Origin of the sequence: Thalassotalea euphylliae (genome assembly GCF_003390395.1) — a bacterium.
Taxonomy (GTDB): Bacteria; Pseudomonadota; Gammaproteobacteria; order Enterobacterales; family Alteromonadaceae; genus Thalassotalea_F; species Thalassotalea_F euphylliae_C.
The window spans coordinates 3,920,362-3,938,243 of record NZ_QUOV01000001.1 but is presented as its reverse complement, the minus strand read 5'-3'; the positions used below and the strand labels follow the sequence as shown (position 1 = coordinate 3,938,243).

The 17,882-nt window shown below is 42.9% G+C and carries 18 protein-coding genes; 12 read left to right on the top strand and 6 right to left on the bottom strand.

Translation table 11 applies throughout. The features are described 5' to 3' along the window. Positions 1–43: 43 nt before the first annotated feature. The 4 genes from DXX92_RS17265 to aroQ all read right to left on the bottom strand — a co-directional run bounded on the left by DXX92_RS17265 (position 44) and on the right by aroQ (position 2,687). Positions 44–226, bottom strand: a complete 183-nt coding sequence (locus DXX92_RS17265; RefSeq protein WP_245961518.1) for an oxidoreductase-like domain-containing protein — start codon at positions 224–226, stop codon at positions 44–46. A gap of 116 nt (positions 227–342) precedes the next feature. Continuing rightward, the gene (gene accC / locus DXX92_RS17260) at positions 343–1,689 is read right to left on the bottom strand and encodes an acetyl-CoA carboxylase biotin carboxylase subunit (RefSeq protein ID WP_116001901.1); all 1,347 of its coding nucleotides are present in this window, start codon (positions 1,687–1,689) and stop codon (positions 343–345) included. A 23-nt stretch (positions 1,690–1,712) separates the two neighbouring features. After that, positions 1,713–2,174, bottom strand: coding sequence for an acetyl-CoA carboxylase biotin carboxyl carrier protein (accB, locus tag DXX92_RS17255; protein ID WP_116001899.1), 462 nt, complete (start codon positions 2,172–2,174; stop codon positions 1,713–1,715). A 54-nt stretch (positions 2,175–2,228) separates the two neighbouring features. Then, positions 2,229–2,687, bottom strand: a complete 459-nt coding sequence (gene aroQ / locus DXX92_RS17250; RefSeq protein ID WP_116001897.1) for a type II 3-dehydroquinate dehydratase — start codon at positions 2,685–2,687, stop codon at positions 2,229–2,231. 386 nt (positions 2,688–3,073) lie between these two features. Here aroQ and DXX92_RS17245 point away from each other — a divergent pair, with 386 nt between their 5' ends. From DXX92_RS17245 to ung, 4 genes are read left to right on the top strand one after another with little or no spacing between them, the layout of a single operon-like run. Further along, positions 3,074–3,421, top strand: a complete 348-nt coding sequence (locus DXX92_RS17245) for a hypothetical protein (protein ID WP_116001896.1) — start codon at positions 3,074–3,076, stop codon at positions 3,419–3,421. Continuing rightward, complete coding sequence (locus DXX92_RS17240; protein ID WP_116001894.1) at positions 3,399–4,601, top strand: hypothetical protein; 1,203 nt, start codon at positions 3,399–3,401, stop codon at positions 4,599–4,601. Before DXX92_RS17245 ends, DXX92_RS17240 begins: the two co-directional genes overlap by 23 nt. 1 nt (position 4,602) lies before the next feature. Next, positions 4,603–7,044 (top strand): bifunctional diguanylate cyclase/phosphodiesterase, encoded by a 2,442-nt coding sequence (locus DXX92_RS17235; RefSeq protein WP_116001892.1) that lies wholly within the window; start codon positions 4,603–4,605, stop codon positions 7,042–7,044. Positions 7,045–7,065: 21 nt separating this feature from the next. After that, a complete protein-coding gene (gene ung, locus DXX92_RS17230) occupies positions 7,066–7,725 on the top strand; it encodes a uracil-DNA glycosylase (protein ID WP_116001890.1) in 660 nt (219 codons plus the stop codon). A 183-nt stretch (positions 7,726–7,908) separates the two neighbouring features. Here ung and DXX92_RS17225 read toward each other — a convergent pair whose 3' ends face one another. Further along, the gene (locus DXX92_RS17225; RefSeq protein ID WP_116001888.1) at positions 7,909–9,744 is read right to left on the bottom strand and encodes a protein-disulfide reductase DsbD; all 1,836 of its coding nucleotides are present in this window, start codon (positions 9,742–9,744) and stop codon (positions 7,909–7,911) included. Positions 9,745–9,747: 3 nt separating this feature from the next. Further along, positions 9,748–10,059 carry a divalent-cation tolerance protein CutA gene (cutA, locus tag DXX92_RS17220; RefSeq protein ID WP_116001886.1) on the bottom strand — a complete coding sequence of 104 codons (312 nt, stop codon included), beginning with the start codon at positions 10,057–10,059 and terminating at the stop codon, positions 9,748–9,750. Positions 10,060–10,235: 176 nt separating this feature from the next. Between cutA and DXX92_RS17215 the strand changes: the two genes are divergently transcribed. The 8 genes from DXX92_RS17215 (at position 10,236) to DXX92_RS17180 (ending at position 17,870) form a co-directional block, all read left to right on the top strand. Beyond that, positions 10,236–10,775, top strand: a complete 540-nt coding sequence (locus DXX92_RS17215) for an FxsA family protein (RefSeq protein WP_116001884.1) — start codon at positions 10,236–10,238, stop codon at positions 10,773–10,775. A gap of 92 nt (positions 10,776–10,867) precedes the next feature. Beyond that, positions 10,868–11,158: a co-chaperone GroES gene (locus DXX92_RS17210; RefSeq protein WP_116001882.1), complete on the top strand. Its 291-nt coding sequence runs from the start codon at positions 10,868–10,870 to the stop codon at positions 11,156–11,158. Between the two features lie 139 nt (positions 11,159–11,297). Beyond that, the gene (gene groL / locus DXX92_RS17205) at positions 11,298–12,950 is read left to right on the top strand and encodes a chaperonin GroEL (RefSeq protein ID WP_116001880.1); all 1,653 of its coding nucleotides are present in this window, start codon (positions 11,298–11,300) and stop codon (positions 12,948–12,950) included. Positions 12,951–13,613: 663 nt separating this feature from the next. After that, on the top strand, positions 13,614–14,180 hold the full coding sequence (locus tag DXX92_RS17200) for a DUF4136 domain-containing protein (protein WP_116001878.1): 567 nt from the start codon (positions 13,614–13,616) through the stop codon (positions 14,178–14,180). Between the two features lie 26 nt (positions 14,181–14,206). Continuing rightward, positions 14,207–14,746, top strand: a complete 540-nt coding sequence (locus tag DXX92_RS17195) for a DUF3016 domain-containing protein (protein WP_116001876.1) — start codon at positions 14,207–14,209, stop codon at positions 14,744–14,746. Between the two features lie 83 nt (positions 14,747–14,829). After that, positions 14,830–15,342, top strand: a complete 513-nt coding sequence (locus DXX92_RS17190) for a DUF3016 domain-containing protein (RefSeq protein WP_116001874.1) — start codon at positions 14,830–14,832, stop codon at positions 15,340–15,342. Between the two features lie 42 nt (positions 15,343–15,384). Then, positions 15,385–15,885 (top strand): DUF3016 domain-containing protein, encoded by a 501-nt coding sequence (locus tag DXX92_RS17185; RefSeq protein WP_116001872.1) that lies wholly within the window; start codon positions 15,385–15,387, stop codon positions 15,883–15,885. A 104-nt stretch (positions 15,886–15,989) separates the two neighbouring features. Further along, positions 15,990–17,870: a diguanylate cyclase gene (locus DXX92_RS17180; RefSeq protein WP_181901780.1), complete on the top strand. Its 1,881-nt coding sequence runs from the start codon at positions 15,990–15,992 to the stop codon at positions 17,868–17,870. Positions 17,871–17,882 lie beyond the last annotated feature (12 nt).

Here is a 17,882-nt window from a genome sequence, read left to right as displayed (position 1 = left end):
TATGATCATATAAGTATATGTGCGCAAGCATAAGTGGGGAGGTTTAGCCTTTGGCTTCTTGTGCTCTAAGCTGCGCCTGCTGAATACGCCACTTTTGCAACTTTTCGTAGTACTCATCCCAAACACAAGGGCAACAGGCACCGCCACCACAACAGTCGTCATCTGCTGGCGGGTTTGGCTTTTCAAATTGTTCTTGTATAGGCATCACTGTCGTTTCTTCAGACATTCTTGGCACTCATTCTGGGTAGGCAGCAGTATACGTAATCTTATCCTGCGCTTCACTAACAAAAAACGCTAACCTAAGTTAGCGTTTTTTATCAAGAAACAATAGGTGAATGAGCGTTATTCTTGCTCAGCCAGTTTCTTTTCAAGGTAGTGAATATTCGCACCACCGTTAACAAAGCCTTCATCACTTAAAATGTCTTGGTGAAGTGCAATGTTAGTTTTAATGCCATCTACCACTAACTCGTTTAACGCATTGCGCATGCGAGCAATTGCTACAGCGCGGTTGTCACCGTAGGTGATTAACTTGCCAACCATCGAATCGTAATGCGGCGGTACTGAGTAGTCTGCGTAAATGTGAGAGTCCCAACGAACGCCTAAGCCACCTGGTGGGTGGAAGCGAGTGATTTTACCCGGTGAAGGAATAAAAGTGCGTGGGTCTTCAGCATTGATACGACACTCAATTGCATGGCCCGCAATTTTGATATCGTCTTGGGTGTATGAAAGCGGCTGACCTGCAGCAACGCGCAGTTGCTCTTTGATCAAGTCAACACCTGTGATCATTTCAGTTACAGGGTGCTCTACCTGAATACGGGTGTTCATTTCAATAAAGTAGAACTCGCCATTTTCGTATAGGAATTCGAATGTACCTGCACCGCGGTAATCAATTTCGATACAAGCATTGCAGCAACGTTCACCAATTTTAGCGCGCATTTCTGGAGTAATACCAGGTGCAGGTGCTTCTTCTACAACCTTCTGGTGGCGACGCTGCATTGAACAGTCACGCTCACCTAAATGAATCGCATTCCCTTGGCCATCAGCGATCACTTGAATTTCAACGTGACGTGGGTTTTCAAGAAATTTCTCCATGTAAACCATGTCGTTGTTGAATGCTTGGCGTGCTTCAGTTTTGGTTAATTGAATGGCATCAAGTAGTTCAGATTCTTCGCGAACTACACGCATACCACGGCCACCACCACCACCAGAGGCTTTGATGATCACTGGGTAACCGATGCGTTTACCATGAGCAAGGTTAGCTTCATTATCGTCAGTTAATGGGCCATCGGAACCTGGTACGCAAGGGACGCCAGCAGCTTTCATGGCGCGAATAGCGGCCACTTTATCACCCATGATGCGAATGCTTTCTGCTTTCGGGCCAATAAAGGTGAAGCCTGATTGTTCAACCTGCTCGGCAAAGTCAGCGTTTTCCGCTAAGAAACCATAGCCAGGGTGAATGGCTACGGCGTTGGTGACTTCTGCGGCCGTGATAATGCTTGGAATATCTAAGTAGCTTTCAGTTGCAGGTGCTTTACCAATACAAATGGTTTCATCAGCGAGTAGAACGTGCTTTAGATTACGATCTGCTGTTGAATGCACCGCTACCGTTTTAATACCGAGTTCTTTACACGCACGCAAAATACGCAGTGCAATTTCTCCTCGGTTGGCGATAACAACTTTTTCTAACATGAAATTACCCTTAATGGTTGGGCTTATTCAATGATGAATAGCGGTTGGTCAAATTCAATAGCGTCTTCGTTGTGCGCTAAGATCTCTTTAATGACACCAGACTTATCTGCTTCAATTTGGTTCATCATTTTCATTGCTTCAACAATACATAGCGTATCGCCAGCGTTAACATGTTGGCCTACTTCAACAAATGACGGTGCATCTGGTGATGGAGAAGCGTAGAAAGTACCTACCATAGGTGAGCGTACGATGTGACCAGAAAGTGCCGCCGGTGCACTTGCAGCTTCTGCAGGCGCCGTGGCTGGTGCAGCAGCTGGTGCTACTGGCGCAGGCGCTGCCATTGGCGCAGCTTGCATAACTGGGGCTGCCACCATAGTGCCGCCTTTGTTAATGCGAATAGATTCTTCGCCTTCAGAAATTTCAATTTCATTAATACCTGATTCTTCAACGAGTTCGATCAGTTTTTTGATTTTTCTAATATCCATGTTTACACCTTGTTGTCGCGTGTGGATTCTTGTGTATCGCCAGCGCCTAAGTAGTTAACTTGATGCTGACTTAAGTAATTGTTTATTCGCGCTTTCAAGCGCATAAAAATATCCCTGGCTACCCAATCCACATATCACACCAACGGCAATATCGGAAAAGTAAGAATGGTGTCTAAATACTTCACGCTGATGGACATTTGACAGGTGTACTTCAATAAAAGGAATACTCACTGATAAAAGCGCATCGCGCAGCGCAACACTTGTATGGGTATAAGCTGCAGGGTTAATAATGATCAAATCAATTTTTTCGAATGACTGATGAATTCTATCAATCAAGTCACCTTCAGCATTTGATTGAAAGTGCGTAAGGTTAATATCTTTCTGCTCGGCTGCTTGGGTTAAACTTGCCATGATTTCTGCTAGTGTTTCGTGCCCATATACATCGGGCTCACGCTTACCTAGCATGTTCAAATTAGGGCCGTTTAGTACCAAAATATTAAATTTTGCAGTCATCTTTCTTAAATATGTCGTAAATTGTTGCTATGTGTTGATATTGTCACAAAGCATTTAAGATGAAAACAGGGTTGAACAAAAAATCACCTTAAAAATTAATTTTCGTCACATTATAGTGATTTCGCCGAATATAGCAGCAAAATACTGGTCTAATCACTGAAGTATACAAAACGCTTTGCGCGGTCGAGTAAATTAACTACAATTAGCTTAATTGCTCGCATTTAATTGTTTGATTATCAACCAATTGTGGAGCAGTACGTGTAGCGTTTTTGCTATCCCGTTAAAATAGTGAAGTACACAAGGACGTTGTTATTAACAAGCTAATTATCCTCGTTGTTTTCCTCGCTTTATTTTCTGCTTCTTCGTTAGCAGCAGACGTTTCAGCTGTGGTGAATCCATCAGTTGAACACACTAAGCTGTCTAAGCTTGAGCTTAGAAGGATTTTTTCAAAGCGTATCACTCGTTGGCCTGATGGTCAGCCGATCGTGGTATTTGTGCTTGCCAGCAATAATCCAATTCACCAGCGATTCTCAAAAGAAATATTAAAGATATTTCCTTATCAGTTAGACAGAATTTGGAACAAGATGATCTTTTCCGGCGTTGGGAGTGCGCCAATTGTAGTGAAAGATCTCGAAACCTTACTCGCTGAGGTAAAAAATACGCCAGGCGCCATTGGCTATGGCGAAAACATTGCAGAACAAGGAGGCTTGCATGTTATTGAAATCATTAATTAAAGCCCGAAAGATGTTGGCGCTAAGCCTAGCCCTCGCAACTGCAACCAGTTGGGCTGATGAACAACAAAATGTGCAATTTCATGGGTTTATCGCTCAAGGCATCGCAAAATCGCAGGGCAGTGATTTTGTTAATGATGATCAAGATGTGTCAGCAGAATTAACCGAAATTGGTTTCAATATTTCCTACCAAATAAATGAGCAACTCAGATTTGCAGGCCAAGCTGTTTACTTGAACGCCGGCAACCGACTAGCAGAAGGTGGCAGAATTGATTATGCCCTCTTTGATTGGTCAGTATTTCAGACACCAGAAAGCCAACTAAACCTTTATTTAGGGCGCTATAAAAATTATCACTGGCTTTACTCGAGCACGCGTGACGTACCTATGACCAGACCGAGTATTGTGTTGCCGCAGGCTATTTATTTTGATGGTTTTCGCGATATTGCCGTAGGTGGCGACGGCGTAGCACTTTCCTATAAACAAAACCATGCAACTTGGGGCGATTTTGACTTTAACCTCAGTTATGGCACATCAAGTATCTCGGATAAACAGACTGAAATTATTTTAAGCGAGCTGGCGACGGGGCGGATGAATCATGACCTTGATTATCAAGGTAGCATTTTCTGGCAGCCTCAAAATAGTCAATGGCGCTTTGGCATTGCCGCACTCGACAGCGAGTTTACCTACGATAAAGGTCAAAACGATAGCTTCCGTGATGCGACCATTATTTTTCAGCGATATTTGCTCAATGGCAGGTATGAAGGTGAATTATGGGAATTTAGCGGAGAAATCATTCAAGAGCGGTTTTTACTGGAAGGATTCTATAGTGAAAACTTTCGACAAGATAATTTCGGACAAGGATTCTTTGTTCAATCTCGCTACTTACTCAATGAAAATACGCGCTTATTAGCGAGGTTGGAGCGCTTTTATGCGAATAAAGATGACCGAAGAGGAAACCAGTTGACGGAAAATACGGGTGGACAAATACCTCATTATTTTGGCTATCAGCATGATACTGTCGTGGGGCTGTCGATACGCCTAGCAGAACACCTAGAGTTGCAATTAGAGCACCATTGGTTTGAGGGAACGGCACGGTTAACCCCTGTTGTTGTGCCTAATACCGCGATAAACAACGACAAACACTGGCAACTTTGGTCTGCTCAACTTATGTATTGGTTCTAAAATGAATCGCACGTTTATTAGTGTTCCATTAAAACTACTGGCATTAATTGTTGGTACCTTGCTGCTGGTGAGTGCTGGCTTTTCAAGCCTTTCTTTGTGGCGGCTGGAACAAGAATTTACTCAGTTTCAGCGCGATAAGCTGAACTTGGGCAGTGCGCAGTTCAGTGTTGAGAAAGCACGGCTCGATAACCAGCTTCGTATTTGGGTCGAGTCTTTCTCTGATATTGTTGGTGTCAATGAAAGACCAAACTTTGATGCGTTAACCAATGCGGTTGCTGAGCAGTTCTATGCTTTACAATTACATTTAAACGTAGAAAATCTATGGTTGATTGACGAAAATTTACAAACCCTTTGGTTATCACCAGAGAGCACGCCAAGGCTTGTTCGTGAACACGCTAATGAAGTGTTACGAATGCAAGAGCCGCTTAGTACTATAGACTGCCAAGTTGATTGTCAGCTTTTTACTAGCGTTCCGGTGATCAACGAAAATGGCAAAATCGCGGTGGTTACAATGTCGGCATCGTTAATCGACATTATCTTTTCGCTGCATCAAAGTTTGAATAGTAATGTTGCGGTGATCAGCTTGCCGTCTAGCCAAACCCTGTCTTTGCAACAAGTGTCTTTTATTTCTGCTTCCAATCAAGCGCAACTTAAAAAGTTGTTTGCCCAGCATCCAGAGCAACTTCCGCTCGCGCAGGTGATGGATGAAGGCATTCAGCTTAGTCAAAACCATTCACATTATTTGTTAAATTTTATGCCGCTTGCGACCACATCGACACGCGAATATTTTTTAGTGCTTATAGATGATGTCAGTGACTTCAAGGAAAAGAATGAGAATTATCGCAATTATTTCTTAGTGACTGAGCTATTTATCTTTATTACGTTGGCGCTCTTGGTCTTCTTCGTGACAAGCCCATTTGCGCGCCGTCTTATTAATCTTGCTAATGCACTGCCAATGCTGTCGCGCAGAGAGTTTAATGAGTTCAGGAAAGTACCGTTAAAGCGACGTAGCTTGTTTGTGGACGAGTTAGATATTGTAGCCAATGCTGCACAAGACTTAAGTTTTGAACTTGAGCAATTGAATATGGAAGTTGAGCAAAAAACCCAAGAGCTTGAAAATATTGCCATGTATGATTTGCTTACCGGCCTTCCTAATCGCAATATGTTGAATCTTCAGCTACATAAGCAAGTGGCGAGTTTACATCGCAGCAAGGAAGGTATCGGTGTGCTTTTCCTTGATTTAGATGATTTCAAAAAAGTCAATGATAGCCATGGTCATGGTGAAGGTGATCGTTTACTTGAAGAAGCAGCTAATCGTATTCGCACCAGTATTAACAAAGCAGATCTGGCATGCCGTTTTGGTGGTGATGAGTTTGTTATTGTCTTGCCGCAAATTGCCTCAGTAGACCAAGCGGTTTCGGTGGCACAAGAAATACTCGGTCGCTTTAAACTTCCAATCAAAATAGGCTCAGGTGTTTTCTATGTTTCAACCAGTATTGGTATTGTTTATAGCGATAATGAAGCAATACGAGCGGAAGACTTAGTCAGCTTTGCCGATATTGCCATGTACGAAGCGAAGAAAAGTGGCGGCTCGCAATACCATATATACAAACCTGAGATGTTCACGAGAGTTGCACAGCGCGTTGAACTTGAAGGCGAAGTGCGCCAAGCCTTATTGAAGCAACAGTTTAGCTTGAGCCTTCAACCTCAACTCAGTGCGAAAGATAAGAAGCTGATTGGTTTTGAAGCGCTACTACGCTGGCACCATCCTGAGCGAGGTATGATCCCGCCTGATGAGTTTATCCCAATCCTTGAAAACTCTGAGTATATGATTGAGTTGGGTTACTGGGTGATGCGCCGCTGTTTTGAACTGGTCAGTGAGTTTATAGAGCAGGGGCTGATTGATGTGCGCGTTGCCATTAATTTATCTGCGATGCAGTTTTTAGACCCACATTTGAGTGATTATTTACGCCAATTAATGCGTCGCTTTAATCTATCTGCGAAGCATTTTGAACTAGAGTTGACTGAGCAAACACTTGTTTCTGATATTGATACTGCGATTGGGGTGATGAACAGCCTGAAAAAAATAGGCTTCAGTTTCGCTATCGACGATTTTGGTACAGGTTATTCTTCACTTGCCTATTTGAAAAAAATGCCTGTCGATGTCATTAAAATCGATAAAAGCTTTATTTTTGGCATGTTAGAAAATCATTCTGATTATCAAATTATTATGTCGACCATTGCGATGGTAAAAAATCTTGGCCTTACTGTTGTGGCAGAGGGCGTTGAAAGTGGTGCACAGCTGCGTAGTTTAACCATGAACGACTGTGATATTATTCAGGGCTACTATTTTTCCAAACCTGTGCCTGAAGTTGAATTAAAATCCTTTTTGGCTGAGCGCTTAGTTGATGGTTACTGGAAAACCCAAGCAAAGCAGCATTAATTTCAAAATAAGAATACATCTATGACAACTTGGTCTGATCTGCTCGCCGCAGAAAAGCAACAGCCTTATTTTCAAGAAACCCTAGCCTATGTTGAACAGCGTCGTGCTGAAGGCATTACTATTTATCCACCGAAAGACGAAGTCTTTAACGCCTTTCGCACTCCAGCGTTTGACGATATTAAAGTGGTCATCTTAGGGCAAGATCCTTACCACGGCCCTGATCAAGCACATGGCCTATGTTTTTCGGTTAAGCCGGGGATCAAGCCGCCACCGTCGTTGGTGAATATGTACAAAGAGCTGGCTACCGATATCGATGGTTTCGAGATCCCTAGCCATGGCTATTTGCAACCATGGGCAGAGCAAGGTGTGCTGTTATTAAACACTGTATTAACGGTGGAAGCTGGGCAAGCACACTCGCATAAACACTTAGGCTGGGAACAATTTACTGATCGCGTAATTCAAACGTTAAGCGATCACGGGCAAGGGATTGTGTTTCTGCTGTGGGGCTCACATGCCCAGAAAAAAGGCAAAACCATTGATGGTAGTAAGCACCATGTGCTTAAAGCACCACACCCATCGCCACTATCAGCGCACCGCGGTTTTTTTGGTTGCCGTCATTTTTCACAAGCGAATCAATTGTTAGTTAATCAGGGTAAAACGCCCATTCTATGGCAGGTATAGCGTGGCAGGTATAGATTGGCTGCTATAACTTGTTAGGTGTAGCCTGACAGCTACTGTCGCTTAATAAAGCCTAAGGACATTAGTCTGCATCAAAACAAAAACGCCGAGTTAGCAATAACTCGGCGTTTTTCATTACTTGAATGATTAAGCTTTAAACGATTAATCGTTTAAGTTACTTTCAAACTAATTAAATGTTGAATTTACATGAGCAGCAAATTCAGGTGCGCCCATAAAACCGGTTACACGCTTGTTGCTAACTTCATTACCTTGCTTATCAAAGAACAGAATTGATGGGAGGCCGAACACATCAAAGTGTTCCATTAATTCCACTGAGCTATCAGCGCCTGTATCCGTTAAATCAATTTGAACTAGAAGAGTATCTGTTAGTGCTTTTTGTACTTCTGGTTTCGGGAATGTGTACTCTTCAAATTCTTTACACGCGATACACCAGTCAGCGTACAAATCCAGCATGACGGTTTCACCACGCTGATTTGCCTTAGCAATCGTCGTTTCTAATTCTGCAAGGTTTGCCACACGAACAAAGTGTTTAACATCAGATTCATGGCTGCTGGCAGCAGCGGCTGGTTGTGGGAATACTTGCTTGTAAAGCTGGTTTGCACCGACGAATAGCGCTAGGAAAATCACTAAGCTACGCGCACCATACCAGAAGTTTTTATTGGTATTTTGATTCGCTACATAGAAGTAAGTAGCGGCACCTAGAATAAGTAGCGACCATAGCGCACCAGAAATGCTTACCGGTAAGAAACGCTCCAATAAGAAAATTGGCACAGCTAGTAGCAAAATACCAAAGATGTTCTTGATGATGTTCATCCAAGCGCCGGCCTTCGGCAGTAATTTACCGCCAGAGCTACCTAGTACTAACAATGGTAAGCCCATACCAATACTTAGCGCGTATAGTGCTGCTGCACCTAAGACGATATCGCCAGTTTGCGAAATATAGATTAAGGCGCCAGTTAATGGTGCGGTGGTACAAGGTGAAGCCACTAAACCTGAGATTGCGCCCATTGACGTTACGCCTGTGTATGAGCCACCTTCTTGCTTGTTGCTCATCTCGTTTAGCTTGTTCTGCCAGCTTGCAGGTAGCGCTAGGTTAAACATGCCGAACATAGAAAGTGCCAAGAATACGAATAGCACACTCAAGACAATTAATACCGCGGGGTGTTGGAACATGGCTTGGAATTGGGCGCCAGCGAGGGCTACAACAACACCTAAAATCGTGTAGGTAATCGCCATACCTTGCACATAGAAAAACGATAGGCTAAAGGCGCGTTTCGTTGATAAGTTATCGCCTTGGCCAACAATAATACCCGTTAAAATTGGGTACATAGGGAAAACACAAGGGGTGAATGACAACAGTAAACCACCCGTAAAGAAGGCGATTAAAGTCACTAGCAAGCTTTCGTTTTGCAGTAGTGATAATAATTCAAACTGCTCGCTGCTGCCAGCTGTGGTCGTCTCGCTGTTAGCTTTTGGTGTTGTCTCAGCATTGCTTGGCGCCGAGTTCAATGCAGCTAAAACATTGCTCGTGTCACTCGCTTTAACTTCATTTAAATCAACCGTTTTGGTGGTTGGTGGGTAGCAAAGTCCCTTTTCCGCACAGCCTTGGTAACGAATGGTGACACTTGAACCGTCGGCTGCTTCAATAATTGGCAGCGTAAACTCTACATCTTTATTGAAAATTTGTTGAACGCCAAAGAATTCGTCTTCGTGCTCTTTACCAGCAGGTAATTCAACTTCCGCTAGCGTTGCCCCTTCGCTAGTGAAGCGAAATTGGTGGCGATATAAGTAGTAGCCGTCTTTAACGTTAAAGCTGACTAATAACTTGTCTTTGTTTTGGTGAAAATCAAAAACAAAGGCTTCATCTACTTTTAGGAACTCATTGTCATTGCTAAACAAGCTTGACGCTGAGGTATCAAAAATACTGTCTTGTGCGTTTGCATCAGTTGGCGCTAGTGAAAGCACAAACCATGTCAATAAGAGTAAAGCGAACTGTTTCATAAACTACTTTAACGAACCTGCAATCCAGTCTAAATATGCGTTATTGCCTTGCTGGATATCTAGGGCAATAACTTCCGGTACCTCGTAAGGGTGGAGTGCTTCGATACGAGCCGATAACTCGTCAAAGATCTCAGCTGTTGTTTTGATAAGCAGCATCACTTCATCCTCTTTTTCAATTTTGCCCTGCCATTGATACACAGAAGTGATCCCCGGCACCAAATTAACACAAGCCACTAACTGCTCGGTTACCAGTTGCTCGGCAATTTGCTCTGCAACCACTCTACTTGGGCAATTACATAATACGACTTGAAACATGGCTGTGTGGCGATTCTTTCAGGCAAAAATAATGGGCTATTTTTACCATATTTAGGCCAATAATGCATCGTACTAGGTCGCGAATAACCCAGCAATGCAGCCAGCAAGCGTATCGTGTGGTTGAAAATGACCCGACAACCCTCATATAAGTTTCATCTAATTTAAAAGGCGCTGATATGTTCCGAGTTTTATTTATTCTTTTTGTTATTGTTCCCATCATTGAAATTGCGGTGTTAATGCAAGTGGGCTCGCTGATTGGCGCATGGCCAACAGTGGCGATAGTGGTTATCACTGCCTGGTTGGGGGCAAAGAATGTTAAAGCGCAAGGAATCGCGACTATTCAAAACTTGCAAACTAAAATGACGGTGGGTGAAGAGCCATCACAAGAAATTGTTGCTGGCTTATTGCTACTAGTTGCGGGCGTATTGTTAGTCACTCCAGGCTTTGTGACTGACGCTTTTGGTCTATCATTGCTTATCCCACAAGTACGTAGCGGTTTAGTGGCTAGTGTGCAGCAGCACTTAGCAACGCAAACCGTTCAAGGCATGCAAGGTATGGGTGGTGCGAGCTTTACCTATCGCCAGCAAAGTCATCATACTTCAGACCAACCTCATGGCTTTGAACAACACACTGATCCTTTTGATAAAGCGCGAACTAAAACAGGTAACGTTGAGCAAGGTAACACCATTGAAGGTGAGTTTGAGCGTAAGGACTAAAAAATTTAATTATCAGGGTTGTATTGGCAAAATACGGCCCTATTTAATTCTTCAACAATTTACATAAACACTATTCTCAGGAGAGAACATTCATGAGCATTCGTCCATTACACGATCGCGTAATCATCAAACGCAAAGAAGTAGAGTCGAAATCTGCTGGCGGTATCGTATTAACGGGTAGCGCTGCTGAGAAATCTACGCGCGGTGAAGTTGTTGCAGTTGGCAACGGCCGCATCCTTGAAAACGGTGAAGTACGTGCTTTAGACGTTAAAGTTGGCGACCAAGTTATCTTTAGCGAAGGTTACGGCGTAAAAACTGAAAAAATCGACGGTGAAGAAGTACTTATTCTTAGCGAAGGCGACATCTTAGCCATCGTAGAATAACGAGCAAAGTTGACGAATTATTACCGCGCGTGCTGTAGCACAACATGCAGCATTAGCGGTGAATAAACTATTGCCATACCTGCTGTAGCACAACATGCAGCAACCAAGGGCGATAAGACGATAAAAGATAGGAATTAATATCATGGCAAAAGACGTATTATTCGGTAATGACGCTCGCGCTAAGATGCTTAACGGTGTTAACGTTTTAGCAGATGCAGTAAAAGTTACCTTAGGTCCAAAGGGCCGTAACGTAGTATTAGACAAGTCATTTGGCGGCCCATCAATCACTAAAGATGGTGTTTCTGTGGCAAAAGAAATCGAACTTGAAGACAAGTTCGAGAACATGGGCGCTCAAATGGTCAAAGAAGTAGCGTCTAAAGCAAATGACGAAGCAGGTGACGGTACAACAACTGCAACAGTTCTTGCGCAATCAATCGTTAACGAAGGCTTAAAATCAATCGCTGCGGGTATGAACCCAATGGATCTTAAGCGTGGTATCGATAAAGCGGTTGCTGCGGCTGTAGAAGAATTAAAAGCGATCTCTACACCATGTGCTGACAACAAAGCAATCGAGCAAGTAGGTACTATTTCTGCAAACGCTGACACTAGTGTTGGTGAAATCATTGCAACAGCAATGGACAAAGTAGGTACTGAAGGCGTTATCACAGTTGAAGAAGGTCAATCGTTAGAAAACGAATTAGACGTGGTTGAAGGTATGCAATTCGATCGCGGTTACCTATCGCCTTACTTCATCAACAACCAAGAAAGTGGTGCGGTTGAATTAGAAAACCCATTCATTTTATTAGTTGATAAGAAAGTATCAAACATCCGTGAATTGCTAACAACATTAGAAGGCGTTGCAAAAGCTGGTAAGCCACTACTGATCATCGCTGAAGATGTTGAAGGTGAAGCGTTAGCAACACTTGTAGTTAACAACATGCGCGGCATCGTTAAAGTAGCAGCGGTTAAAGCACCTGGTTTTGGTGATCGCCGTAAAGCTATGCTTCAAGACATCGCAATCTTAACAGCGGGTACTGTGATTTCTGAAGAAATCGGTATGGAGCTTGAAAAAGCGACTCTAGAAGACTTAGGTCAAGCGAAGAAAGTTGTGATCTCGAAAGACAACACAACCATCATCGACGGTATCGGCGAAGAAGCTGACATCCAAGGTCGTGTTGCACAAATTCGCGGTCAAATCGAAGAAACAACTTCAGATTACGACAAAGAAAAACTTCAAGAACGCCTAGCAAAACTAGCTGGCGGTGTGGCAGTAATCAAAGTGGGTGCTGCAACTGAAGTTGAAATGAAAGAGAAGAAAGACCGCGTTGACGACGCACTTCACGCAACTCGCGCTGCAGTTGAAGAAGGTGTAGTTGCTGGTGGTGGTGTTGCGCTAGTACGTGTTGCTGACAAGATCAAAGAACTTAAAGGCGACAATGAAGACCAAAACCACGGTATCAACGTAGCGGTTCGTGCAATGGAATCACCATTACGTCAAATCGTTGCTAACTGTGGTGACGAAGCATCTGTAGTGCTTAACGAAGTACGCAACGGCGAAGGTAACTTCGGTTACAACGCTGGTAACGGTTCATACGGCGACATGTTAGAAATGGGTATCTTAGACCCAGCGAAAGTAACGCGCTCTGCATTACAATTCGCCGCTTCTGTTGCAGGCTTAATGCTAACCACTGAAGCAATGGTTACTGACGCTCCGCAAAAAGATGCAGCTGCTCCTGCTATGCCTGATATGGGCGGTATGGGTGGTATGGGCGGTATGCCTGGCATGATGTAAAATTTACTTGATTAAAGCGGCTACTTCGTCGTTAGTTCTCGCTCACATACAAAGTAACGTATGCTTCGCTCGAACTGCCTTGAATTAGCCATTTTTCTCAGCGTAAATTAGCGCAGTTAAACGTTTAGAAAAGCGTTTTATTCTGCGCAAAATGTGCAAAACTCTATTTGATAAAACCCGCTTCGGCGGGTTTTTTATTGCCTTGAATTTGTGCCTGTGATGTTGATTATGGCGTTGTTACTGATAAAACTCGCTTCGCTGTTTTTTTTACTGTCTTGAATTTTTTGCCTGGAATTTAGATTGCGGCATTGTTATTTCGCTCACAAACCAATGCCCTCGTTGCTATTAATATTTATTTGGGCGGGCTGACATTAACTTCAGTTGCTTGCCTTCCAGTCCTTATTTGCATACAACGAGCTTGCCGATAGACATTTGACGTAAATCACAACTTAACGTTTCAAAACCAACTAATTAACTTATTGCTAGCATGAGTCATTAATCGTACATAATGTTGCAAAAATAATATGAAAATCTTGACGATTATCAGTACAATGCCGCGCATTAATTAAGCAGCAAATGCCAGTGTGATTAATGCTAAGCCGATAGTGCTTTTTTATTGTTCTGCTGTGCGATAGCCTTTATCTAAAGGGTTGGTGAAGTTAAATGAATAAATTGTGCTACCCACTTATGCTTTTTTGTACTTTACTGGTTTCTGCTTGCGTGCAGACAGTTCAGCTAACAGATAAAGATCAAGTTAGGCAATCTCAACTCGCGATTTCATCAGTTCGAGATATGCCCATCAGCTATGCAAAGGGCGCTAAGTTTTCGTTGTCGCCCAAATTTATTAATGCTTCGTTTAGTCAAGCAGAGCAGGCCAGCATTTACGAGAGCTACAGTAAAGCTGTTAATCAAGCGCTAATAGCCGCAGGCTATCAGCCAAGTGATAGTGAGCAAGCCGAGTTTACCGTTGTTTATGGCTTAGCATTACAGCAAGACCTTCCTGATAGCAAAATCAGTGAAGAGTTTGGTGTATTACCTGGTTTGAGCAGTGCTGAACGTTTGGAAAAAGGCAGTTTTCTTATCTATATTGAAGATAATATTACTAATCAGCGTATCTGGCGCGGTGCAGTGCAAGGCTTTGTTCATCAAGATTTTAGCCCTGCGCAGCGAGAGCAACGTGCCGTTACCGTCGTCAACTCAGTTCTTTCATCGTTTCTCAGCATGAAATAACAATTTATCAGTCGTTTATATTTACTATGATGCAATTTATCCCTGTGTTCACTTCATGTTTTCAGCGTTGTACTCGTGGCGCGATGATGATGGCAATTTTGTTCTCAACCATGTCTAGTCAGTTATTGGCGGCATCAGTAGAAGTAGAATGGCGCGAGCCTGATAACTATCGTGATATTCACCCCGGTGGTAATAGTCGTGAACAATTTAGAGCAACAACCTTTGCTGATCTAGAGCGTAATTTTGGTGAACTCGCTAAATCGCTGCCTGATTCGCAAACACTTAAAATTGTTGTTAGAGACCTAGATTTAGCTGGTTATGTGAACGTTGACAGCAAAACACAACGCCGTCGCTTTATTTCTAGCACTTACTTCCCACGTATGAAGTTTACTTACAAGCTATATGATGACGCTGGTCAGGTGATTAAAGCGGGTGGTGCGTATTTGAAAAAGCCTGACTTTATTGCCACAACAGCCAATATTTATAAAGACAAAACCTTAGGTTATGAAAAGCAAATGATTGACCAATGGTATGCTGAAACCTTTATGCCTTCAGAATCTGAATAAATCTTTGTTATTAATTGTAAAGCCGCTGAACCAGCGGCTTTTTTATTGGTCACAATTAGTACAACAGAGCAGTAGGTACAAGAATGAAACATACAAAATTAGTTGTGATTGCAGCAATAGTCGGTACGACGTTAAGTTTTTCATCATTGGCCTTTTCAGCGCAGCCTAATAAGGTAGAGGTCAATTGGAGTAACGCTGAAAAGTACCGTGATTTGCGCTCAACGACCGAAACTAAGCGGAATTTTCAGCAACGTTTCTTTAAAGAAATATCAGCGTATTTAAATGAGCTATCTCAGTCGCTACCGCAGGGCTATCAATTGAATATGGATGTCACCCAAGTTGATTTGGCGGGGCGAATTACCTTTGTCAGAGGACAACAAGTACGAATTATCAAAGATATCGACTATCCTAATATGGCGTTTAGCTACCAATTGAAAAATGCAAGCGGCCAGATAATTGCCGAGCAGCAAGCGCAAGTTAAAGGGAAAGCTTTTTTGGCTGGCAGCCAACATCAGAGTCATCGTATGAAGCCGTTTGCTTATGAAAAACAAATGCTTGAAGATTGGTTTGATAAAGAAATTGTCAGTAAATTCTAACTTGAGCCATGCTCTTCAGTTTTATATATAGGAGTACAGCACATGAAATCTATCACTTATAGTTTATTTGCCTTGTTAGTCTCGGCCAGTATGACTTCCGTTCATGCGGGTACGGCAAAAGTTGAATGGACGAATCCTGACGATTATCGCGATATTCGCCCGGCCAATGAATCCCGTGAACGATTTAAGCAGCGCACGTTTAAAGAGCTTGAAACATTTGTGACTAAGCTCGCCGCTAAATTACCTGAAGGGTTTGAGCTTAAATTAAACGTGACCAATTTGGATTTAGCTGGCAATGTAGAATTTGGCCGAACTCAACAAATTCGCATTGTGCGCCAAATTCATTTTCCTAAGATAGACTTTGATTACCAACTGCTTGATGCAAACCAGCAAGCACTGGCTGCTGAGCAGGTTTCGCTGAAAGATATGAACTTTTTACACCATATCAAAACGCGTTCGAGCACCGAGTCGCTAGGGTATGAAAAGCGTATGTTGGAAGACTGGTTTAACAAAGCGTTTGCCGCACAACTTCAGAAAACCTAATCAGTCAACAACAAATAATTAATAAACAACTACTTAAAAGTAGTTAATTATTTTTTGATAGAATGATATATAAACTGTGTTGCACTTTCATTTATTGGCAAACAATGCAGTTTTTATCATTATTCTTTTGTTTTTCCCTTATTTCTTTTCAGGTATTTGCCTTCGACTTTCAAGGGCGATTGGTAAGCATTCAAAAACTCGACAAAGCGGCTCAGTTAGCACAATTTGAGCAATTACTAGCGCAACCGTCGTTATCTTCTCAGCAACGCTTCGAAGCACTTAATGCCGTCACTATGTATTATTTTAGGCAAAGTGAGCTTAGCAATGCGCTTAAGAAAGGGCAAATTACCTACCAGCATACCCAACAGCACCAACTTGCCGCGCCACAGGCTGCAACCGAGAAACTGCTCGGTATTATTTATTATTACCAAGGCGATCTTAATAATGCCTTGACCTACTATCAGCAAGCGCTAGCTTACTATGAACAGTCGGGCAATAAAGTGCAGCAGGCAAATGTGCTAAATAATATAGCGCTGGCACAAAGCGCCCAAGGGCACTCACAAGCGGCACTCGCTAGTTATCTAGAAGCTGAACCTCTGTATTTAAAACATGGCTCAGAATATGATGCTGTCGATGTTCGGGCAAATATTGCGGGCTTGTATATTTCGCTGCGTCGCTTCGACCAAGCCATAGCTATGCTTGAAAGTGCAGTAACGTATTATCAAAAGCATGGTCATGACAATGACCTAGCAAGGGCGCAGGCTGATTTAGGTGTCGCATTAAAATACGCCGGAAACTTGCCGGATGCGTTGGCACGTTTACAGGCGTCATTGTCCTATTATCAGCAAAAAGAAGAAGCTTATAACTTAGCCGCGACGTTGCACAACATTGCTGAGGTTTACTTGTTAATGAAACTGCCTATTAAGGCACAAGCTTACGCAGAACAAGGGGTAAGCCATAGTCGAGCAAGTGACCACAATAAAGCGCTAGTTGGTAACTTGCAGGTGCTGGCAAAAGCCTGGTATTGGCGCGGCGATGCCTTGCAGGCGCAGCTTTATTTGCGCGAGGGGTTAAAACTTGCGAATGAACTAGATTACCAGTCATCGCTTGCTTCACTATTCATTCTCAATGCACTAATTGAAGCTGCACTTGAGCAGCCAGAAAAAGCAATTGCTGCTGAGCAAGCTTATCAAGCGCTAGAGCGCAATCGGTTTAATACTGAGCTAAATACTATGCTGGCAGAGTCTGAAGCACTTCAATTGCAGCAAAAACTTGAGGTTGTGCAGCAACAAAAAGCCTATCAGGCAGAACTGAATCGAAATAAAACAGTTGAAGAGCGCTATTTATTTGCGGCACTCACATTACTATTTCTAGTCATGTTTCTGGCGTATAAAAAGTTACGCGATTTTCACTTAAATAAAGAGTTGGCGCTGCAGGTAGAACTGCAAACCGAAAAACTTACGCGTGTTAATCAACAATTATTGCAAGTATCGTTAGAAGACGGCCTAACTGGCATTCAGAATCGACGAAGTTTTGATGCTGATATTCGCAAGTTATGGCAAAAATTTACCGAGCATCATCAAAACTTTGCCTTAGTGTTTATCGATATTGATCATTTTAAGGCATTTAACGATATGTTTGGTCATGTTGCTGGCGACAAGGTCTTGCAAGAGGCGGCGCAGGTATTTAGTCAAGCTATGCCAAACGGAGCGGCGGTTTATCGTTATGGCGGGGAAGAATTTGCGGTATTAATTGACGGTCTTGACGAAACTATTTGCTGCCATGAGGGTGTGTGCAGTATTTATAAGGAGATTCAATCTTGCCTAGTGAGCTATAGTGCGCCTGAGCAAGCATCCATCACGGTGAGTGCCGGCACTTGCTTTGCTGATGAACAAGTTGAATCGCTAAATGAGCTTATTAATGTGGCAGATAAACGCTTGTATCAAGCAAAACGAGCTGGCCGAGATCAGCTCGTTTGCCAATAACCAGTATGTGTA